Here is a 17,264-nt window from a genome sequence, read left to right on the forward strand (position 1 = left end):
GCGACCGCCCCGTTCGGACATCCCTCCGTCTTCATGCGCACGATGTAGGCGCGACCGCCCCGACCTGACCACCAGCGCGCCGGCCTCACGTCATGGCTCCACGCGATGAAACACGCCCAGCACGGACGACCAGAGGGCACACCCCTCTCGTCGTAGAGGTAAAATCCATCAGCATGACCGCCGCCGAGCTGCCCGCAGAACTCACCCGTGTCATCTGGACCCTTCACCGCAGGCTGCTTCAGGCACAGAGGCCCCCCGCAGACGAGAACATCCGGCCCCCAGCCCAGGTGGAGCTCCTCCATCTCGTGGCCGACGAACCAGGCATCACGGTACGGCAGGCCGCGGAGGCTCTCCGTATGCAGCCTCACAACGTCAGCAGCCTGGTGACAAAGCTGGTGAAGGACGGGTTCTTCCTGCGCGTCCCGGACCCCTCCGACCGTCGATTCGTGCAGCTGCACCCCACCCCCAAGATGCTTGAAGCCAGCAAGCAGGCCAGCACCGACCTGTATGCCGGCGTTGCCGAAGCCCTGAGCCATCTTTCCGACGTATCGACTGAGCGCATCGCCAGCGCGCTCCCCGACCTATGGAAACTGACCGAGCAACTCGCCCCCGTCCAGAGCTGACATTCATCTCCTGCTTAATGGGCATTTAAGTATGGCTTGCGATGTTACGTCGCTCTTGCGGCTTGGCCTGCTTTGAAGTGATGTGCGTCCTACATGAACCTTACGGCCTTCCAGGCTCCGGCCTCGGCGTCCACCGGGTGGCGATGCCGCGAAAGCCTTTGGCCGGTTGAAGCATCGCTCGATGACGTTGCGGCGGCGGTAGGTCGCACGCTCCAACCGAGGTGGCCGGCCGGCAGTTCCACGACTTCCGACTACCGGCGGTACTCCTATCTGCCGCGCGCCGATGTGATGTTCGGGTCGGCGTGGGCGCGCAGCAGGAGCGCCACCCAGCTGCGGTAGGGCTTCCACCGCTCGGCAACACGCACCAGCTCCGGGACACCGGCCGCCTGGCCCTCGAGGCCGTAGACGGCGGTCATGGCAGCGTGCAGCCGGGGTTCATGGCGCGGGAAGAGATCGGGGTGCCCGGCGCCGCGGATGAGGATGAGCTCGGCGGAGAACGGGCCGATGCCGGACAGTTCCTGGAGCGCAACGAGGGCGTCCTGGGCCGACAGCGAGCGCAGGGAGGCGGCGTCGAGTTCACCGGCAGCGGCGGCGTCGGCTATGGCGTGCAGTCGCTGCAGCTTCACCTCGGTCAGGCCGGGAAAGCTCGTGACCGTACGCAGCACGTGCGGGGCGGGGAAGGCGAACAGGTCCTGCCCGGCGACCTCGACGCGCTCTCCGTGCCGCTGGGCCAGGAGTCTTTTGACTGCGGCGGCGTGGCTCATGCGGATCCGGTGGCCGATGACCGCCCACGCTGCGGCTTCGTAGGGCGAGTTGAAACACACCGGCCGCAGCCCGGGAAACTCCTGCATGAGCCCGGCCACCACCGGATCGGCGGATGCCAGGGCGGGAAAGCGGGCGCCGTCGACGTCCAGGGAGAGAATGCGGGCAACGCCGGCGGCTGCCGTCTCCCAGGGATCGCTGTCGGCGGACGATGCCGGGGTGCCCGGGGCGGGGGCCGGGTGGAGGGTGATCTCGGCGCGCACCGCGCCGGTGCCTTCGGTGGTCTGCTCCTGCTGTACGGCGGAGGCGACGGTGAAACGGCCGTCGTCCGAGGGGAACGCCAGCCGGAGCACCCCGTCGTGGCCTCCCTCATAGCGGGCAGGGGTGAACCCTTCCAGGAAGCGCAGGCTCGCCGCGAGCGAGAACGGGCCGCGGGGAGTGAGGACGACGGCCTTCACGCTCAGCCTCCGTGCACGGTGAGCCGGTAGCCCTCGGGGCCGGTGAAGGAGAACATCGGCCCGAACGGGCTGTCCTGCAGCGGGCTGACGTCTTCCGTGCCGGCCGCGACGAGCTGCTCGCGCAGCGCGCCGGCGTCCGTGGTGCGCAGCCAGAGCGCCATACCCAAACCGGGGCGCGCGGCGCCGTCCAGGTCGACGCCCGGCAGCGGCTCGCGGACGGCGAATGGGACCGGGCTGGTGGTGAACACGATCGCGCCGGGCGGCGAGGCGGGGGCCCGGCGCAGCCCGAGGCGCTCCTCGAAGAAGGCGGCCGCGGCAGACACATCCTTCACCTGCAGCGCGATGAAATCGGGACCTTCGACGGTGGCGGGCATGGTTCCTCCAAGACAGGGGTGCCGAGACTTCGATGTCAGGACTTTGACATGCACTACTGTAGGCACCGGCTCTCACGTATGTCAAAATGCTGACATGGAAGACCGTGCGCCCGTGCCCTCGCCCCACCCAGCCAAGGACGTCACCGAGCACGTGGGATACCGCATCAAACGCGCCTCAGCCGCCCTGCGCAGCGCCATGGACAAGGCGCTGCGCGAGCACGACCTCACCGTCCCGCAGTACTCCTGTCTGGAACTGCTCGACGAACAGCCCGGCCTGTCCAACGCCGACCTGGCCCGCGGCACCTTTGTCACCCGGCAGTCGGCCAACGTCGTCCTGCGCGGCCTCAAAGACGCCGGTCTGATCACCCGGCCGGCCACCACCGACCACGGCCGCGCCCTGCCCGCCCACCTGACCCCAGCCGGACAGGAGCGCCTGCACGCGGCCCGCAGCGCCGTCTACGCCATCGAGGAGCGCATGATCAAATCCATTCCGGCGCGGCGCCTGACAGCCCTCCTCGCCGACCTCGACACCATGGCCGAGGCCCTCGACGAGTAGCCGCCCGGCCCTTCGGTGAGGACCAGCAGCCGTGACGTGGCCGACCAGGACGGCGTCGCCGGGGCGCCCCCGCAGACCGCTGCGGTCCGCGGGGATGCCCCTGTGGCTGATGCCGCGCCTGCAGATGAGGGGTGAGAGGGTCAGGGCGTGAAGGGCCGGTCGGTCCCGGCCCAACCGGGCCTCGTCGGTCCGAACTGCTTGAGGAACTACGGCAACCGACATGGCATCGCCCGCTGAAGCGTGTTGCGGACGGCCGTGATTTTGCAGGTCAGAACCCGACCACGGCTGTTCTGATCACGCGGCCAGGGCGAGGTTGTGCATGTGCGCGACGGCTTGGACCGCGTAGTGGAGGCCGTCGCAGCACCCGGTCCTGAAGCGGCAGACACCACGCTCTCCCAATACGAGGCCCGTCGCCACCCCGCTCCCCCGCCACCTTCAGCAAATCGCTCGAACTGCTTCATCCGCAGCCCTGTGAACGTCTCCACCCACAACGGATCAGCCCGCGGCGAAGGCCGCCTCCGCATTTCTGCCGGCGACCAGGTGTCCGGCGGCAACCCGAAGCTGAGGGCGGCTCTGGAGGAACGCGGCATGGGCTATGTGCTCGCCGTGGCCTGCTCGGCCGAAGTGGCCACCAAGGCAGGGAAGTTCCGCGCCGAACGCGCCGGCGGCGATGCTGCCCAGGCGGGCCTGGCAGAAACTGTCGGCCGGACGCGGCGCGAAGGGCCACCGCTTCTACGACTGGGCCGTCATCGACCTCGCCGACCCGGCGCCGGGCTACCGTCAGCTGCTGATCCGGCGCAACCGCACCACCGGTGAACTCACCTACTCACCGCTGCCATTCCACCTTGTCGGTCCCGCTGAGCACCCTGGTCAAGACGGCTGGTTCCAGGTGGCGGGGCCCCAGCAGTAGGTGATGACCGGGACCGCAGGGTCCGGCAGGTCCGGCGCACGAGCAGGAATATCGGCGGTAGGCAGGTGTGGCTTCGTTGATCTCTAGGAACAGCGTTTGGCGACCGGTTCCGGAGGCAGTTGGTGATCACCTGGCTCACGGATCTCGATGAGAAACGACGGCACTGTCGTGTCCACGAACGTGGGACGGCCAGCCTCTCGTCAGAGCGGCTGGCCATCGAAGGGGTCGCCGGAGCCGGGCTTGAACGTCGTGCCGAGGTCGTACTGCGCGATCCCGAAAGGTTGAAAATCGGCATCGGCAAGGACGCGGTAGAGGAACTCCGAGGTGGACATGTCGTACCGGTGCCATCCGCCGACGTCATTGGACCGCGCAAGGACGGGGTACTCGCCCGGCCGCTCGGCATCGATCAGCCAGAAGTACTCGTCGGCCCATTCGGTGGAGCCCCACTCAACCAGCCCCTTGCCGCCCGGCGCGTAGATCGCATAGGGATCGACGGCGGAGACATCTCCGAGCTTGCTGTCCTGGTCGACCGACAGGGCGACCCGCCACCGTGTCAGGAAGTCGAACGCGGGGCCTTCGTCGCGCCCCAGAAAGTAGACGGAATCGCTGAAGACGCCGCCGCCGAACACCTCGTAGAGCTCCTTGTAGTCCGCCGGCAGCGGAACCCCCAACTCTCCCTCGATCGCCGCCCAGTCGACGGAGATCCCGAGCGGCTCCCACCCGGTCAGTTCGATCACTCGCTGAACCCACATACAACAATCTTTTAGCACCGGTCTTCGTCCCGATGTCCCTCACCCCCCTCGTCGCTGACGTCAAGATCGGCAGCTATCGCCCTCTGCCGACCTTGGCGGGTTCCGGAGCCCGGGCTCGTGTGCTGGCGAGGCGGTAGGAGTCGGTGCCGGTCCCGATGATGGTGCCGTTGAAGGTGAGGCGGTCGACGATGGCCGCGCAGAGCGGCGGGTCGGTGAAGGTCTGGGTCCGGCCGCCGAACGACTCGTTCGAGGCGATGGCGACGCTGTTCCTCTCCTCGCGTTCGGTCAGGACCTGGAAGAGGAGTTCGGCTCCGTGGCGGTCGAGTTCCATGTGTTGGGTCGGGGACGAGACGCCGTGCACTGTTTCCAGTGTCGGTTTTCCCGTCCCCGCCCGCCGAACCGTACGTGCCCGTTGGCCGAGCATCGGGCTCTCCACGTGATCCGCTGGATCAGGCGAGGTATTCACTGACCTGGCCGACGAAAGCCACATCGTCGTGGTTCGTCCGGCGGAAACGTGCTCCATCGGGATCGACCTCGTCGATGTTGTACGGGGTGCTGATCTGCGCTCCACGAAACGTGTATCGCTGGACCCGCATCTTCGCCGGGTTGTAGAGGACGACCCCGCCCTCCGTGATGCGGTCCGCCCCGTAATAGCGGCGCCGCAGCTGTTTCCAGGCCAGATGGGGGTGCCTGTAATGGATCCAGAGAAGCAGTCTCCACCACCCGTACCAGCCGAGGTAGGAGAACGTTCTCTTGGACGCGCCGTAGCGGAAGTAGGCAGCCCAGCCCCGAAGGACCGGTGACGTTGCGCCTGCGGGCCCGCGCACGGTCTCCCGTGAACTCGCCTCGCGCTCTGCCCAGCAGGAACGGGCTGGGCGCCACGCCAGTGCCAGCCCTCATCCGCCCTGGGGCCCGCCGAAGATGCCGCCATCACCGCTTTCCCTGGGCGTCGGACCGGGGCTGGGACTGGAGTCTGTGCAGTCACCGCCGTCGGCCCCACCGAAAAGACCGCCGCGTCAGCAAGGACAGGATCGCCGCGACGACGAATGCTCCGGTGGCAGCCGCCACCGCGACCACGATTCCCCACCAGGCGCGCCAAACGCTTCGGGAATCTCCCGCTGTTACCAAGGGGGCGCCCCTTTCCCCTGCGGGGGGGAAGGGGCGCGGGGTACATCCGGGGCACCTCGGCGTGGTGCAGTCCCCTCTGTCGTGGATCAAGTTCCAGCTCGAGCTGCTAAACCCTCAGGACAAGGCGCAGCGCGGGGCCTGCACGCGGAGTTCTACCGAATCACGTTGTAGTAGAACTTGTACGTCGACCCCTCGCCGTTGTGATACGTGAAGAACTTGTGCTTGATGCCCCGCTCGTCCAGCTCGGGAGCATTGGCCAGCTGCTCGAGGCGGGCGACTGGCAGGTACTCGGTGACCGTTCCGAGGTTGTCGTCACCCGTGCCGAACAACGCGTTTGCCAGTTCGGCGAGTACGCCCGGTGTCCAGTCCGGCACCTTGTATCCGGCGGCACGAGCGGCTTGAGCGGACGCTTCGGCGACTTGGTGCGCCTTCTCCTTCAGCGCGTCCGGGTCGCCGTAGTCCTGCTCCATGCAGGTAGCGGCCAGCGTCATGTCCTGTGCTTCGCCCATGTACAGGATCCGGGTGAAGGGGAACGTGCCGCCAGCGTCCACCGGTTCGAACACGCCGGTCGACTGGGTGCGGACGCGTGACTGGCCCGCCTCCTCCGTGAAGATGTTGGTGAGCAGGTAGATCTCGTCTGATCCGCTTCCGCCGTCGTAGTCGGTCTCGCCGAAGCAGATCATGCCCGTGCAAACCACCATGACAAAGCTCATGGCCATTCTCCTTTTCCACTTGCCGGCCGATGTGGGTTGGTCCGTCACAGGCCGGAGGGGTGGAGGGGAGCGGTGATACAGCGAATTTCAAGAAGAGGGTGACGAGTTCGCGTCGCCGGTGTATCGCCAGGTGTGCGGCTTACGGCCGCGCGCGAATGGCCTGGTTCTACGGACTACGGGTGCGTGGTGATCCACTCCGTGAGCACTGCCGTCCCCGCCGTCGTCCGTACATGCAGCCGGAACCGGCCCGCCGGCACCGGCCGGATCACGAACCAGCCGACCTCGTCGACCGGCACCTCGCCCACGGAGCCGTCCTCGCTCCGTACCAGCACCGTGCCGGGCTGCCCCGGCACCAACTGGCCGCGTACGGCGTCTGGATGGATTTCGACCTCGATGGACAGCTCCCGGGCCGCGAAGCTCAGCGCCCGCGGCCCCGGGCCGTACGGCTCGCCACGAAGACCCGCGGACTCCGGCTCCGCGAACGACGAGTCGAGCCGCAGCTCGGCCAGTTCGGCATCGACGGTCCGCCAGGCGAAGGCGGCCCGCCCCGCCCGCAGGAAGGAATCCGGCGCCTCAGCGTCGCGCAGCGCCGCGCCCAGCTCCGTGAGGAAGCGGTCGTCGTCGCTCCACCAGTCCGGTTCGTCGGTCATGCCGTCCCTTCCTTCCACACCATCGGCCACGCCGGTCACTGTGCGGGCGCGAACGCGGCCAGCGTCCGGCTGCGGCGCAGGCGTTCCAGGCAGCGCCGGCGGTTGGGGCCGATGGCACCGACTGGGAGGTCGAGGGCCGTGCTGATCTCCGCGTACGGCAACGGAGGGTCGGCGAAGAGCATGCCGAGCAATTCCCGGCAGCGGGCTGGCAGTTCCGCGAAGGCCGTACGCAGGGCATGCCGCCGCTCCGCCCTCAGCAGGTCGCTGTCCAGTCCGCCTGCTTCGCCACCGCTCACGGAGTGGTTCTCCAGACCCGGGTCGTCCACCGGTACCTGCCGCTTCCTGGCGCCCAGCGCCTGCAGGCATTCGCGCTGCGTGGTGCGGGCCAGCCAGCCCGGCAGCGCGGCCGGATCCCTTAGCGTGTCCAGATACTCGACGAGCCGCAGCCACACGCTGCCCGCGACATCGTCCGCGTCGCTGCCGGTCAGCCCATAGCGGCGGCACACCGACCAGATCAGCGAGGCGTAGCGCTCGACGATGCCGTCCCAAGCCTTGCCGTCGCCGTCCCGGGCACGGAGCACCAGGTCCACCACTGCGGGATCGTCGCGCATGGCAGCATCATGACCCGTCGGTGAACGGTCGCACCAGGGTGGCGTTGGTCAGCAGGTCCGCCAGTGCCTGCCGCGGGGGTACCGAGCCGGGAACGGTGCGGGCGGCGACCGCCCCGGAGACGGTTGCGGCGGAGAAGGACGTACCGCTCCATTGGGCGAGTCCGTCGAAGTGACGGGTACCGGCCCCGATTTGGACCTCTCCCCTGAGGTAGGAGCCCACGACGTCCACCCCGAGGGTGGTGCACGTCACCCAGGACGCCCTCGGGCTGAACGGCGCGGTGTTCCCCTCGGCGTCGACCGAGCCGACCGCGGTCGTCGGGGGGATGCCGGCCGGCCAGGAGCAAGAGTGCCGGGTGCGGCCCGCGGTGAGGTGAAGGAACTCGCCGTGGTTGCCTGCCGCCGCGATCACGAGCACCCGGGACCCGAGCCGCTCGATTGCCCGGTTGATGACCAACGGCGGCCCGTTGGGGGCGTAGCAGCCCAGCGAGAGGTTGAGGATGTCCAGCTGCCGGATGGTGACCAGCCGCAGTATGGCCCGGGCGGTGTCCCAGGAGTCCGCGCGGCCCGTTTTGGGGTCGAGGACGCCCTCGATGTGGATTTCCGCGGCGGGCGCCTGCCGACGGATGAGGCTCGCCACGAACTCGGCGTGCCCCGCGCGGTACGGCAGCGGATTCTCCGGCGTGCCGGGCTGCGGCGCCGCGGGCGGGGTGTCGACCAGGCCGACGCGTACGCCGCGCCCGGCGTCCGGCGGAATCATGGACACATCCGGCAACTGGGAGGCCTCGGCCGGCTCCGGGTACCCGCCGTCCATCGGCTTGTGGCTCTCGCCGATCACGCCCTCGACCACCCGGTTCTTGCCCATCACCGGTACTAAGCCGTCGCGTTGGGCGGCCGCCTTCTGCTGCAGCATGGCCAGGATCTCGCCCACGTCCAGGTCGCTGCCAACGTCGTCGGTGAGGTCTCTCAGGCGCGCGAGCCCCAGGAGCTCGTCCTGGTCGTCCGGGCCGAGCGTGGCGTGCTGGATGCCGAGCTCTCCCAGCATGCCCTGGACGAACTCCAAATGCCCGAGGTCTACGACGAGTTGGTCGCTGTAGTGCAAAGAGCGGCCTACTTCGATAAGCATGCAGGTGTGTCCTATCGCAGGATGGTGTGGTATTTGGTAAGCATGCAGATGATGTCCTATCACGGGATAGTCTGGCACGCGCCCTGAACGCGTATTCATCGGACGGAAACACGGGGGCCGGGCGTGACAGAGCCTTCGCGTAAGGCAGCGCCGGCGGCCGCGGCGGAACCGGACGGCGGGGACGTGAGCATGGCCGAGGCTGTGGCCGCCCTGGCGGCCGTCGACCGCGACCCAGGCTCCGGGTTGCCGCTGGCCGAGCGGGCCGCGCGCCGCGCCGCCCAGGCGGGCCATCCGACGGCGGCCTCCACTGCCGAACGCGCCTGGGGTCATGCGCTGCTGCATGTCGGCGACCTCGACGACGCCGCCCGGCACCTGAACCGGGCCATGGCCTGGGGCGTACGGGCAGGCTCGCCGGAGCTGACCGCGCAGGCCCGCCACAAGCTCGCGTTCGCCATCCTGCAGCGCGGCAGACCGCAGGCCGCGCTGCGCGAGATCGACGCCGCCCTGCCGGACCTGCATGGGATCGAGGCGGCCCGCGCCCGCGCGCAGCGGGCCATCGTGCTGCATGTGATCGGCCGGCTCGACGAGGCGCTGGCCGAGTTCGACGTGGCACTGCGCGTGATGCGCCGGCACACGGACCTGCTCGGCGTCCAGCGGATGCTGATCAATAGAGCCCTCGTCCACTCGGACCGCCACGCCTTCGCTGCGGCGGAACGCGACCTGCTGGAGGCCGAGACGCTGGCGCGGAGGCTGGGCCGCCCCCTGACCATCGGCCTGATCGCCAACAACCTCGGCATGATGGAGACGTTGCGCGGCGACGTACCGGCCGCGCTGCGCCACCTCGACCGGGCGCAGAGCATCATCGGCGCACACGGAGCCCAGTTGGGCACGCTGCACCAGGACCGGACCGAACTGCTGCTCTCTGTAGGCCTGGTCGCCGAAGCGGAGGCGGCCGCCACCCAAGCCATCCAGGCCTACCGGCGGGAGAACCGCTCACTGAAAGTGCCCGAGGTGCAGCTGCTGCTGGCGCAAGCTGAGCTGCTGGCCGGAAATCCTGCCGCGGCGGTGCACCAGGCCCGCACGGCGATGCGGCGCTTCCGGGCCCAGGACAGGCCGGAGTGGGCCGAGCTTGCGCGGCTGTCCGTCCTGCGGGCGCAGCGCGCGGGCGGCGAGCGCCCCCGCGTCCCGGCGGCGGCCATCGATGCCATGGTGGCGACCCTGGCCGCGGCGGGCTGGCCAGCGGCCGCGTTGGACGCGGAGCTCGTCGCCGCACAGGTGAGCGCCGAGCGCGGCGGACTCGGTGCAGCCCGCAGCAGCGGCTACCTCAACAGCGCCGCCTCGGCGACCCAGACTCGAGGGCCGGCGCTGGTCCGGGCCCGCGGCTGGTACGCACGGGCCCTGCAGCGCCACGCCTCCGGCGACGCCCGCGGAGTCCTCGTCGCCGCCCGCCGGGGGCTGCGGATCCTGGACGAGCACAGTGCCGCCATGGGGGCCACAGATCTGCGAGTGCACGCGGCGGCAAACCGTGCCGATCTGGTGGCGCTCGGCCTGGGGGTGGCCTTGGAGTCCGGACGCCCGGCGAGCATGCTGGAGTGGTCGGAACGGGCGCGGGCCAGCCAACTGCTGGCCGCACCGGTCCGCCCGCCGGACGACCCGGAGCTGACCACCCTGCTGGCCCGGCTGCGCTCGGTGACTCGCGACCTCGCCGATCAGGCTGCCTCCCCTGGGCCACTGCTGGCCCGGCAGGCATCCCTTGAGCGCAGGATCCGCGACCGCAGCAGGCACCTCGGTGCAGAACGCGTGGGAGCGCTGCCCGCACCGGTGACCGCACGGGAGCTGAGCATCGCCCTCGGCGACTGGGCGCTGGTGGAGTACGTGCGGTGCGGCGCAGCCCTGCACGCCCTCACCGTGGTGGACGGTTCCATACGCGCCCGGCGGCTCGGCACGGCGGCCGAGGCGGCCGACCTGACCGAACGGCTGGGCTTCGCCCTGCGACGATACTCCTGCGAGCCACCGCGACCCGGGATCCTGGCGGCGGCCGGTGAACTGCTCCGTACAGCTGCTCGGCGGCTCGATATGCTGCTCCTCGGACCGCTGACCGAGGTGGCCGGTCGCCCTCTGGTCGTGGTGCCGACCGGGGCGCTGCACAGCCTGCCGTGGTCCGTGCTTCCCTCGTGCGGGGGCAGACCTCTCACCCTCGCGCCGTCCGCGACGCTTTGGCACATCGCCCGCAGCCGTCTCTCCGCAACCGGTGGCCCTCTGCTGCCGAAGGACGGCACCGTGACGGCAATCGAGGGTCCCCGGCTGGCGGCCGCGGGCCGGGAGGCGCGAGCGGTGGCCGCGATCCACGGGGGCACCACGCTGCTTGGCGGCGCGGCGTCGGTAGAAGCGGTGCGGGAGGTACTCGCGAAGGCCGGGCTGGTGCACTTCGCCGCGCACGGGCGGCTGAGCGCAGAGAACCCGCTCTTCTCCGACATCGCGCTCGCGGACGGACCGCTGATGATCTACGACGTGGAGCGGCTGCCTCAGGTACCGCACACGCTGGTACTCGCTGCCTGTGACAGCGGCCGACCGGTGGTGCACACCGGTGACGAACTCATGGGACTCGGAGTGGCGTTCCTCGCCCGCGGCGCCGCGCAGCTCATCGCCTCCGTGCTGCCGATTCCGGACGTGGCGACTACTCCGGTCATGTCAGCGTTCCACGAGCAACTGGCCGCCGGCCGCTCGCCCGCCGCCGCGCTCGCCGACGCACAGCAGGCGCTGAGCCCAGACGACGCCAGGACCGCCGCCGCGGCAGCGGGTTTCGTCTGTATCGGCGCGGGAACCGAACCCCTGTTCACCGGTCCGCTGAGAGCCTGTGCCTGAGCTTGACTCTGTCGGGGATCTTCGTGTTCCCAGGCGCGACGCCGTGATCGGCGGGCATGCTCGGGGCAACTTCGAAGGCTGATGCAGGAGTTGGGGTGAGTACCAGTCGTAGACGCCAGGCAGCTGCAGTCCACTGCCTACCGCGCTAAACATGCGTTCGAGCTTGCCGGAAGAACGCACGGTCAAGGCCTGGGACCTGGCGGAGGAGCCATTTCAGTGCCAGGACGACAGCCTCCGATCATCCGGGAACACGCCATGAGCGACCAGGCCGAGCATGGGCGCGAGCTCGTGCCCGTGCAGCACCACCAGTTCCGGATCAGCGACGAGGACGGCACCGTCGGCCCCGACCTGCCTCGCGAGCACAACGGGCTGGTCGAGGTGCAAGACGGTATCGCCACCATCCACACCGGCATCCACACCGGGGACGTCGACGTCACCGTCACCCTCCACGTCGAAGCCCCCCAGCCCGGGAACGCCGAGTGGGACGAGATCGTCGAACTGTCCCTGCACTCGGTGTCGGGAGAGTTGATGGTACGAGGCCTGATGGATGACCTGGACGAGGAGTTGCCGGTGCTCTCCTTCGACGGCCCCGGCGACTACCGGCTGCGTATCCATGCCCGCGGCCGGGATGAGATCCCCGAGTGGCGGCGGGAGAGCAAAGACCTCCCGCCCGGCAGACTGCGGCTGGCCTCTCCGTACGACACTGACGCGCGCTACGGCCTCAAACAGGGCTCCTGGTGGAACGGCTACAAGATCCACATCAGTGAGTCCTGTGACGATACCGATGACCGGGACTCGGCTACCGGCGGCCAGGCGCTGATCCCTGGAGCCGACGGACCGCCGCCGCGCTTGATCACCAGCATCGCGATCACCGACGCCACAGTGACCGATGCCGAAATGACCGAACCGGTCCATCACATGCTCGCCGCCCGCGATCTCCTGCCCGCCGACCACTTCGTCGATTCCGGTTATGCCTCCGCCGAGTTGATCGTGGGCATGATGAAGAACTTCGGGTTCACCCTGGTCACCCCGGTCCTGATGAACAGCTCACCCCAGGCACGTGCCGGCGCCGGGTTCGACCGCCCGCGTTCACCATCGACTGGGACAAGCGGCAGGCCACCTGCCCACGCGGGGACACCAGCACCTGGTGGAGCCCGCCACCCAGCGCGGCACGCAGGCATCGTCATCAAGCTCGACAAGGAGACATGTCGCCCCTGCCTGGTGCGCGACCAGTGCATCCGCTCCAAGACCGGCGGCCGGACCCTCTCCCTGCAACCCCGCGAGCTGCAAGAAGTCCTCGACCATGCCCGCCTCCAGCAGGGCGACGAGCAGTGGCGAGCCAAGTACGGAACCCGCGCGGGCATCGAGGGAACCATCCACCAGGCCGTCGCGGTCACCGGGATGAGACGTGCCCGCTACCTCGGTCTCCAGAAGACCGACCTGGAGCACGTCTTCTCCGCCGTTGCGCTCAACCTCGTTCGCCTCGATGCCTGGTGGAACGGCCACCCGCTCGACCGCACCCGCGGCAGCCACCTTTCCCGCCTCGACCTCTCCCTCGCCGCGTGACCGAATAAGCCAGCAGGATCGGTGACAGCGTTCTTACCGGCACCCCCGTCTCCCGCACGACTTCCCGCCGTGGGAAACCGTCTACGGCTGCTTCGCCAAGTGGCAGAAGGGCGGTGTGTTCGCCCAGCCCAACGGGCTACTGCGAGGATTAGTGCGGCAGGAAGAAGGGCGGATGACTCGCGGCGGGCACGCCAGTGCAGGGCAGGTTCACGGCCAAGAAGCAGGTGGATCCGGCAATCTGTCCCGAGGCGATGTCGATGGTGGCGACGGACTTCCGGCTTCTTACGACGGCTAACACAAAGGCGGAGCCGTTGCTGCCACAGCGTGAGCGGCGCTTTCGCCATCCCGGACGCAAGCCGTTGCCGGACCGGGATGTGCTGTTCCGGACTTGTACGTCTGCTGCCTCATCACCCACCGACAACTCAGCTCATTGCGTCAGCCGTTGTAAAGGGGACGGGAGTGGCTACCCCGGAGGCAGCGCGCGCTCCCTGCGGTTGCGCTTCTCCATAGCCGCGCCCACCCAGATGCACCAGGCGACGCAGCTGGCCAGGAGGAGGAAATAGGTCATGAATCCGATGCCGTCGCCGACGAGCCACAGCACCAGTGCGGGGGGCCCGAAAACGATCAGCGGGCCGATGACCCACCAGGTCAGATATGTGCGCAGTATCTCCCCACCGACGAGCGGCGTCTCCTCGTGCACCGCGTAGTGGGTGACCGAGGTACTGCCGTTCCCGTACTGTGTGTAGGACGAGTCGCCGACGGTCAGGCGATGCCGACGCAAGGGGATCACCGGCAGAAAAAGCAGCACGGCCCACTGGGTGGCGTGGTGGCTGCCGTCACGATTCGGGTAGCTGAAGCCCCGATACGTGGTGCCGAATCCGTTCCACGTCGACATCCTTCGCATCCTCCTCGCCGTCTCCGGCCTGAACTGTCTCACGTCTGGTGGGATTGGGGATCGGATCAGACGTGATCCGTACGTCGTAGGACCTGTCCAAGCAGCCGAACCCTGTTGGAGACCCAGCGGAAGGTCAAGTACGCCGGCGGGATCGCGTCGAGCAGGGGCAGCAGTTGGGTGACGTCGTTGCGGTTGCCGCCGGTCAGCACAGGGATGGAAGCGACGAGCTGCGGGCAAGAGCCGACTCTGCCGACCGCCACCGGCTGCGGAGGATCGCGAACGGGGCGCCCCGATTGCCGCCCGGGTGCGCCCTCTCGGCGACCGCCTCCGTCGGCGACGCCTGGTTTCCTGACAGACGGGGCAGGCGCCGGTCCAGGCCGCGAGGAGCAACTGCAGTTCGCGGGTGACCTGGTAGAGGCTCAGGCCGGCGCCGTCTCTTTTGGGGACCGTGTGATGCGCTGGAGGGTGCAGAAGGCGTGGGCGGCGGAGACGAGGGTGACGTGGTGGTGCCGGCCTCTCCGGGTGCGGCCTTCGAAGTGGGCCAGGCCCAGGGCCTGTTTCATCTCGCGGTGGTCGTGCTCGATACGCCAGCGCAGTTTCGCGGTGCGCTCCAAGGTGGCCAGCGCCGTGTCGGCGGGCAGGCTGGACAGCCAGGACTGTACCGGTTCGGTCTGGTCGGCGGGCCATTCGGCCAGCAGCCGGCGTACGGGCAGTTCGGGGCCGTCGGTTCAGGAGCTCGAATCCTGCGCGGCCGGACATCTGGCGCTTGAGCATCTTGATCCCGTTGACATGACCATCCACGCCGGAGTTGCAGGGCAGTGTGAAGCCCGCGGTGACGGCGTCGAGGTCGCGTTCGAGGTGTTGGGCGAAGCTCCGACGGCTGGGCAGTTCGGTGGTGGAGGTAGCCGCTTCGATCCAGGTCGGCAACTGGTCCCTTGGAGGTGAGCGACCATCTGCCCGAAGGAGCGCACGTGCTCGGCAAGTGCCGTCAGCTCGGGGCAATTGGCCAGGACGGCTTTGAGCCGGAGTCGGTCGCCTTCGGGTAGGGCGTCGGGGTGGGTGAGGATCCAGCGCGTAACGGCCCGGGCTGATGGCGGGCGGGGGCCGACCGGTTGGGGTTCGCCGCGAAGCGTCCCGCCGGCGTAGGCACGGACACTGGCGTTGCCGCGGGTATAGCCCTGTTCCCTGATCTCCTCCCACAGGTTCCAGGCGTTGGTGCAGCCTTCCTGCCAACGCTGATCGAGGTAGGGCTTGTAGTCATCGAGCCTGGTCGCACGGCTTTGCCTCTGCCCGGTGAACATCTCCTCCGCAGTAGCGGCACGGGAGAAACGCAAGATCGTGTTGAGGGTCATCCCGAGCTGCCGAGCGACGGACCGCTTGTTTCTCGGCGGCTTCGCCCAGGTTGTGCCAGAGATGCCATCGGTCGGCGACCTGGAGGGCCCGCGGGGCGCCGCGGGTGGCACCTTCGACGAAGAAGGGCGCCCGGTCACGGCGGACGATCTCGATGCCGGGCCGCTCGGCGAGCCAGCCGCGAGCGTGTCCGCCTCCCGATCGGGAAGGAGGTCGGCCGGGCGACGTGTCTCGACGCCGACGAGCACAGTTCCGTAGACACGGCCATTGCGCTGGGAGTACTCGTCCACGTCTACCAAGCGGGGCTCTGCGGTGGCGGGGTCCGGAAGCGAGGCGATCAGCCTCAGCAGGGTGTTCCGGCTGACCGGAACCTTGAAGGCGTCCGTCATCCGGGCGCCGGTCCGGCCCGCGAGCGCAAGACCTACCGACACCAGCGTCGACCGCAGCCGCTCGGTCCGTCGCCCTAACCTGCGGGTGAGACCGGGTACTTGCTCGGCGAAGGTCATGCGCTCGCAGGATTCCTCGTCGCAGACGAACCTCCGCACCCGCAACGACGCCACGACGAACTTGCCCGCCGTCGGCAGATCACGAGGAAACGCAGGTAGGAGCCGTGTATTCGCCCCAACCAGCACCCACACCCCGGACAGGCCGCCCGCCCTGCGGTCGTACGGGCATCGACCCGGACGCCGTGTCGATCACCTCGACCGATTCCGCCAACACGCCCTCGACCGAGGAAAACAGCAGCTCGTTCAACTGCGGCAGCACTTCGTTCACGGTGAAGGGCTGTCGACCACACCACCGTCCAGCCAGGCGATTTTCGGGCGAACTTTAGTGGTCGTAGGCGGTCAGTGCACGCATGACCGGCTGGCCGCAACCTGGCTCCACTCACCAGGCCCCCTTGGGATCGATCATCCAGGGAACCGGGAGGCGCTCTACCGGCGGACCGCCGAGATCAGTCCGCCGGGCCGCTCCTCGCGCTGCGGAGGGGTGCTGATCGGGCGGCCGTAGGCGGCAGCGCGCTCGCGCAGGGTGTGGCTGTCGGCCTCCCAGCCGTGCCCGGCCAGCCAGCCCACCGGGTCGTCGGGCATCTCCGAGACCCACATGGACGCCGCCGATCCCGGCGCGGCGTCCGCCCCGAAGCGCTCGATCACGCCGCGCGAGCCCAATGTCAGCCCCATCCGACTGCCTGCCGCCGACCGCGTGCTGATCCGGGCCAGCAGTAGCTCCACCGCGTCCTCGGGCAGATAGATCAGCAGTCCTTCGGCGATCCACGCGGTCGGCACCGCCGGGTCGTGCCCTGCGGCGGCCAGCGCGCCTGGCCAGTCCTCACGCAGATCCACCGCGACGGTGATCCGCTCGCAGCGTGCGACGGCCCGCTCCTGGCGCAGCACCGAAGCCTTGAAGTCCAGTGGTGCAGCGGTGTCGACCTCGAACAGCCGGGTGCCCTCGGGCCAGTCCATCCGGAAGGCCCGGCTGTCCATGCCGGCGCCGAGCAGCACGACCTGCCGGACCCCGGACGCGGAGGCCTGCTGCAGCAGGTCGTCGAGGAACTTCGTCCTGATGACGATGGAGAACGACACGGCCAGCCGGCGGCGTTGCGCGGCCTCGTCATCGGGCAGCGGCGGCGAGGAGGGCCACAGGCCGCCGGCGGTGGCGAAGGCCTGTGCCAGCGGATCGCGGAACAGCGCGTTCTCCCGCTCGGTCTCCAGCGCCCGCACCCTGGCCACCCCCACCGCCGTGGCCCACACTCCCGACGGCTGCACCCGCTCCTGCTCATCAGTCATCGCGTCAGCCTAGTACTCCAGCCGTAGTTGTGGGTCTTGGTGGGCTGCCATCGGCAAGCAGCCGAGTCCAGGGAAGGCAGGCGGAGTGAGTGCTCACTCATTGACGGAGTGAGCACTCACTCCGTACTCTCGTGGTCATGACAG

General features: G+C 69.0%; 15 protein-coding genes and 7 pseudogenes. 6 read left to right on the plus strand and 16 right to left on the minus strand.

Going from position 1 to position 17,264, the window contains the following annotated elements; translation table 11 throughout:
• Positions 1-173: 173 nt before the first annotated feature.
• Complete coding sequence (locus tag ACIBBH_RS03620; RefSeq protein ID WP_399401548.1) at positions 174-623, plus strand: MarR family winged helix-turn-helix transcriptional regulator; 450 nt, start codon at positions 174-176, stop codon at positions 621-623.
• A gap of 144 nt (positions 624-767) precedes the next feature.
• On the opposite strand, the pseudogene ACIBBH_RS03625 reads toward ACIBBH_RS03620, so the two are convergent.
• The 3 genes and pseudogenes from ACIBBH_RS03625 to ACIBBH_RS03635 form a co-directional block, all read right to left on the minus strand.
• Positions 768-866 (minus strand): annotated as a pseudogene (locus ACIBBH_RS03625) (IS5/IS1182 family transposase); the annotation flags it as partial.
• A 23-nt stretch (positions 867-889) separates the two neighbouring features.
• Positions 890-1,843, minus strand: a complete 954-nt coding sequence (locus ACIBBH_RS03630) for a DNA-3-methyladenine glycosylase 2 (RefSeq protein WP_399401550.1) — start codon at positions 1,841-1,843, stop codon at positions 890-892.
• Positions 1,844-1,845: 2 nt separating this feature from the next.
• Positions 1,846-2,217 (minus strand): VOC family protein, encoded by a 372-nt coding sequence (locus ACIBBH_RS03635; RefSeq protein ID WP_399401552.1) that lies wholly within the window; start codon positions 2,215-2,217, stop codon positions 1,846-1,848.
• A gap of 94 nt (positions 2,218-2,311) precedes the next feature.
• Here ACIBBH_RS03635 and ACIBBH_RS03640 point away from each other — a divergent pair, with 94 nt between their 5' ends.
• Positions 2,312-2,773 (plus strand): MarR family winged helix-turn-helix transcriptional regulator, encoded by a 462-nt coding sequence (locus tag ACIBBH_RS03640; RefSeq protein WP_399401554.1) that lies wholly within the window; start codon positions 2,312-2,314, stop codon positions 2,771-2,773.
• Between the two features lie 528 nt (positions 2,774-3,301).
• Positions 3,302-3,669 (plus strand): annotated as a pseudogene (locus tag ACIBBH_RS03645) (IS701 family transposase); the annotation flags it as partial.
• Here ACIBBH_RS03645 and ACIBBH_RS03650 read toward each other — a convergent pair.
• From ACIBBH_RS03650 to ACIBBH_RS03685, 8 genes and pseudogenes are all read right to left on the minus strand, one after another.
• Positions 3,668-3,751 (minus strand): annotated as a pseudogene (locus ACIBBH_RS03650) (rhodanese-like domain-containing protein); the annotation flags it as partial. The pseudogenes ACIBBH_RS03645 and ACIBBH_RS03650 overlap by 2 nt on opposite strands.
• Positions 3,752-3,883: 132 nt before the next feature.
• Complete coding sequence (locus tag ACIBBH_RS03655) at positions 3,884-4,420, minus strand: SMI1/KNR4 family protein (RefSeq protein ID WP_399401556.1); 537 nt, start codon at positions 4,418-4,420, stop codon at positions 3,884-3,886.
• Between the two features lie 88 nt (positions 4,421-4,508).
• A pseudogene (locus ACIBBH_RS03660) lies at positions 4,509-4,769 on the minus strand (ATP-binding protein); the annotation flags it as partial.
• A 115-nt stretch (positions 4,770-4,884) separates the two neighbouring features.
• A complete protein-coding gene (locus tag ACIBBH_RS03665) occupies positions 4,885-5,262 on the minus strand; it encodes a group II intron maturase-specific domain-containing protein (protein WP_399401558.1) in 378 nt (125 codons plus the stop codon).
• A 453-nt stretch (positions 5,263-5,715) separates the two neighbouring features.
• Positions 5,716-6,276, minus strand: coding sequence for a hypothetical protein (locus ACIBBH_RS03670; RefSeq protein WP_399401560.1), 561 nt, complete (start codon positions 6,274-6,276; stop codon positions 5,716-5,718).
• A 173-nt stretch (positions 6,277-6,449) separates the two neighbouring features.
• Positions 6,450-6,926 carry a hypothetical protein gene (locus ACIBBH_RS03675; protein WP_399401562.1) on the minus strand — a complete coding sequence of 159 codons (477 nt, stop codon included), beginning with the start codon at positions 6,924-6,926 and terminating at the stop codon, positions 6,450-6,452.
• Between the two features lie 35 nt (positions 6,927-6,961).
• A complete protein-coding gene (locus ACIBBH_RS03680; protein WP_399401564.1) occupies positions 6,962-7,537 on the minus strand; it encodes an RNA polymerase sigma factor in 576 nt (191 codons plus the stop codon).
• 7 nt (positions 7,538-7,544) lie between these two features.
• Entirely contained in the window at positions 7,545-8,660 is a 1,116-nt protein-coding gene (locus ACIBBH_RS03685; RefSeq protein ID WP_399401566.1) for a S8/S53 family peptidase, read from the minus strand.
• Between the two features lie 189 nt (positions 8,661-8,849).
• On the opposite strand from ACIBBH_RS03685, the gene ACIBBH_RS03690 reads away from it, so the two are divergent.
• From ACIBBH_RS03690 to ACIBBH_RS03700, 3 genes and pseudogenes are all read left to right on the plus strand, one after another.
• On the plus strand, positions 8,850-11,525 hold the full coding sequence (locus ACIBBH_RS03690) for a CHAT domain-containing protein (protein ID WP_399401568.1): 2,676 nt from the start codon (positions 8,850-8,852) through the stop codon (positions 11,523-11,525).
• Positions 11,526-11,780: 255 nt separating this feature from the next.
• Positions 11,781-13,091 (plus strand): transposase, encoded by a 1,311-nt coding sequence (locus tag ACIBBH_RS03695; RefSeq protein ID WP_399401570.1) that lies wholly within the window; start codon positions 11,781-11,783, stop codon positions 13,089-13,091.
• A 49-nt stretch (positions 13,092-13,140) separates the two neighbouring features.
• Positions 13,141-13,263: pseudogene (locus ACIBBH_RS03700) on the plus strand (transposase); the annotation flags it as partial.
• A 291-nt stretch (positions 13,264-13,554) separates the two neighbouring features.
• Here the strand turns inward: ACIBBH_RS03700 and ACIBBH_RS03705 are convergent.
• The 5 genes and pseudogenes from ACIBBH_RS03705 to ACIBBH_RS03725 all read right to left on the minus strand — a co-directional run bounded on the left by ACIBBH_RS03705 (position 13,555) and on the right by ACIBBH_RS03725 (position 17,120).
• A complete protein-coding gene (locus ACIBBH_RS03705) occupies positions 13,555-13,986 on the minus strand; it encodes a hypothetical protein (protein WP_399401572.1) in 432 nt (143 codons plus the stop codon).
• Positions 13,987-14,129: 143 nt separating this feature from the next.
• Positions 14,130-14,255 (minus strand): annotated as a pseudogene (locus tag ACIBBH_RS03710) (IS5/IS1182 family transposase); the annotation flags it as partial.
• A gap of 150 nt (positions 14,256-14,405) precedes the next feature.
• A pseudogene (locus ACIBBH_RS03715) lies at positions 14,406-14,711 on the minus strand (transposase); the annotation flags it as partial.
• Between the two features lie 1,210 nt (positions 14,712-15,921).
• Entirely contained in the window at positions 15,922-16,110 is a 189-nt protein-coding gene (locus ACIBBH_RS03720; RefSeq protein WP_399401574.1) for a hypothetical protein, read from the minus strand.
• 158 nt (positions 16,111-16,268) lie between these two features.
• Positions 16,269-17,120 carry a class I SAM-dependent methyltransferase gene (locus ACIBBH_RS03725; protein WP_399401575.1) on the minus strand — a complete coding sequence of 284 codons (852 nt, stop codon included), beginning with the start codon at positions 17,118-17,120 and terminating at the stop codon, positions 16,269-16,271.
• Positions 17,121-17,264 lie beyond the last annotated feature (144 nt).

The organism is Streptomyces sp. NPDC051636 (assembly GCF_044453765.1).
Classification (GTDB): Bacteria; Actinomycetota; Actinomycetes; order Streptomycetales; family Streptomycetaceae; genus Streptomyces.

Excerpts from the sequence above, each read along its gene's own strand:
- ACIBBH_RS03685 (WP_399401566.1), bottom strand. The coding sequence starts at position 8,660 with ATGCTTATCGAAGTAGGCCGCTCTTTGCACTACAGCGACCAACTCGTC.
- ACIBBH_RS03690 (WP_399401568.1), top strand. The coding sequence starts at position 8,850 with ATGGCCGAGGCTGTGGCCGCCCTGGCGGCCGTCGACCGCGACCCAGGC.
- ACIBBH_RS03640 (WP_399401554.1), top strand. The coding sequence starts at position 2,312 with ATGGAAGACCGTGCGCCCGTGCCCTCGCCCCACCCAGCCAAGGACGTC.
- ACIBBH_RS03675 (WP_399401562.1), bottom strand. The coding sequence starts at position 6,926 with ATGACCGACGAACCGGACTGGTGGAGCGACGACGACCGCTTCCTCACG.
- ACIBBH_RS03725 (WP_399401575.1), bottom strand. The coding sequence starts at position 17,120 with ATGACTGATGAGCAGGAGCGGGTGCAGCCGTCGGGAGTGTGGGCCACG.
- ACIBBH_RS03705 (WP_399401572.1), bottom strand. The coding sequence starts at position 13,986 with ATGTCGACGTGGAACGGATTCGGCACCACGTATCGGGGCTTCAGCTAC.
- ACIBBH_RS03695 (WP_399401570.1), top strand. The coding sequence starts at position 11,781 with ATGAGCGACCAGGCCGAGCATGGGCGCGAGCTCGTGCCCGTGCAGCAC.
- ACIBBH_RS03620 (WP_399401548.1), top strand. The coding sequence starts at position 174 with ATGACCGCCGCCGAGCTGCCCGCAGAACTCACCCGTGTCATCTGGACC.
- ACIBBH_RS03680 (WP_399401564.1), bottom strand. The coding sequence starts at position 7,537 with ATGCGCGACGATCCCGCAGTGGTGGACCTGGTGCTCCGTGCCCGGGAC.
- ACIBBH_RS03635 (WP_399401552.1), bottom strand. The coding sequence starts at position 2,217 with ATGCCCGCCACCGTCGAAGGTCCCGATTTCATCGCGCTGCAGGTGAAG.
- ACIBBH_RS03670 (WP_399401560.1), bottom strand. The coding sequence starts at position 6,276 with ATGAGCTTTGTCATGGTGGTTTGCACGGGCATGATCTGCTTCGGCGAG.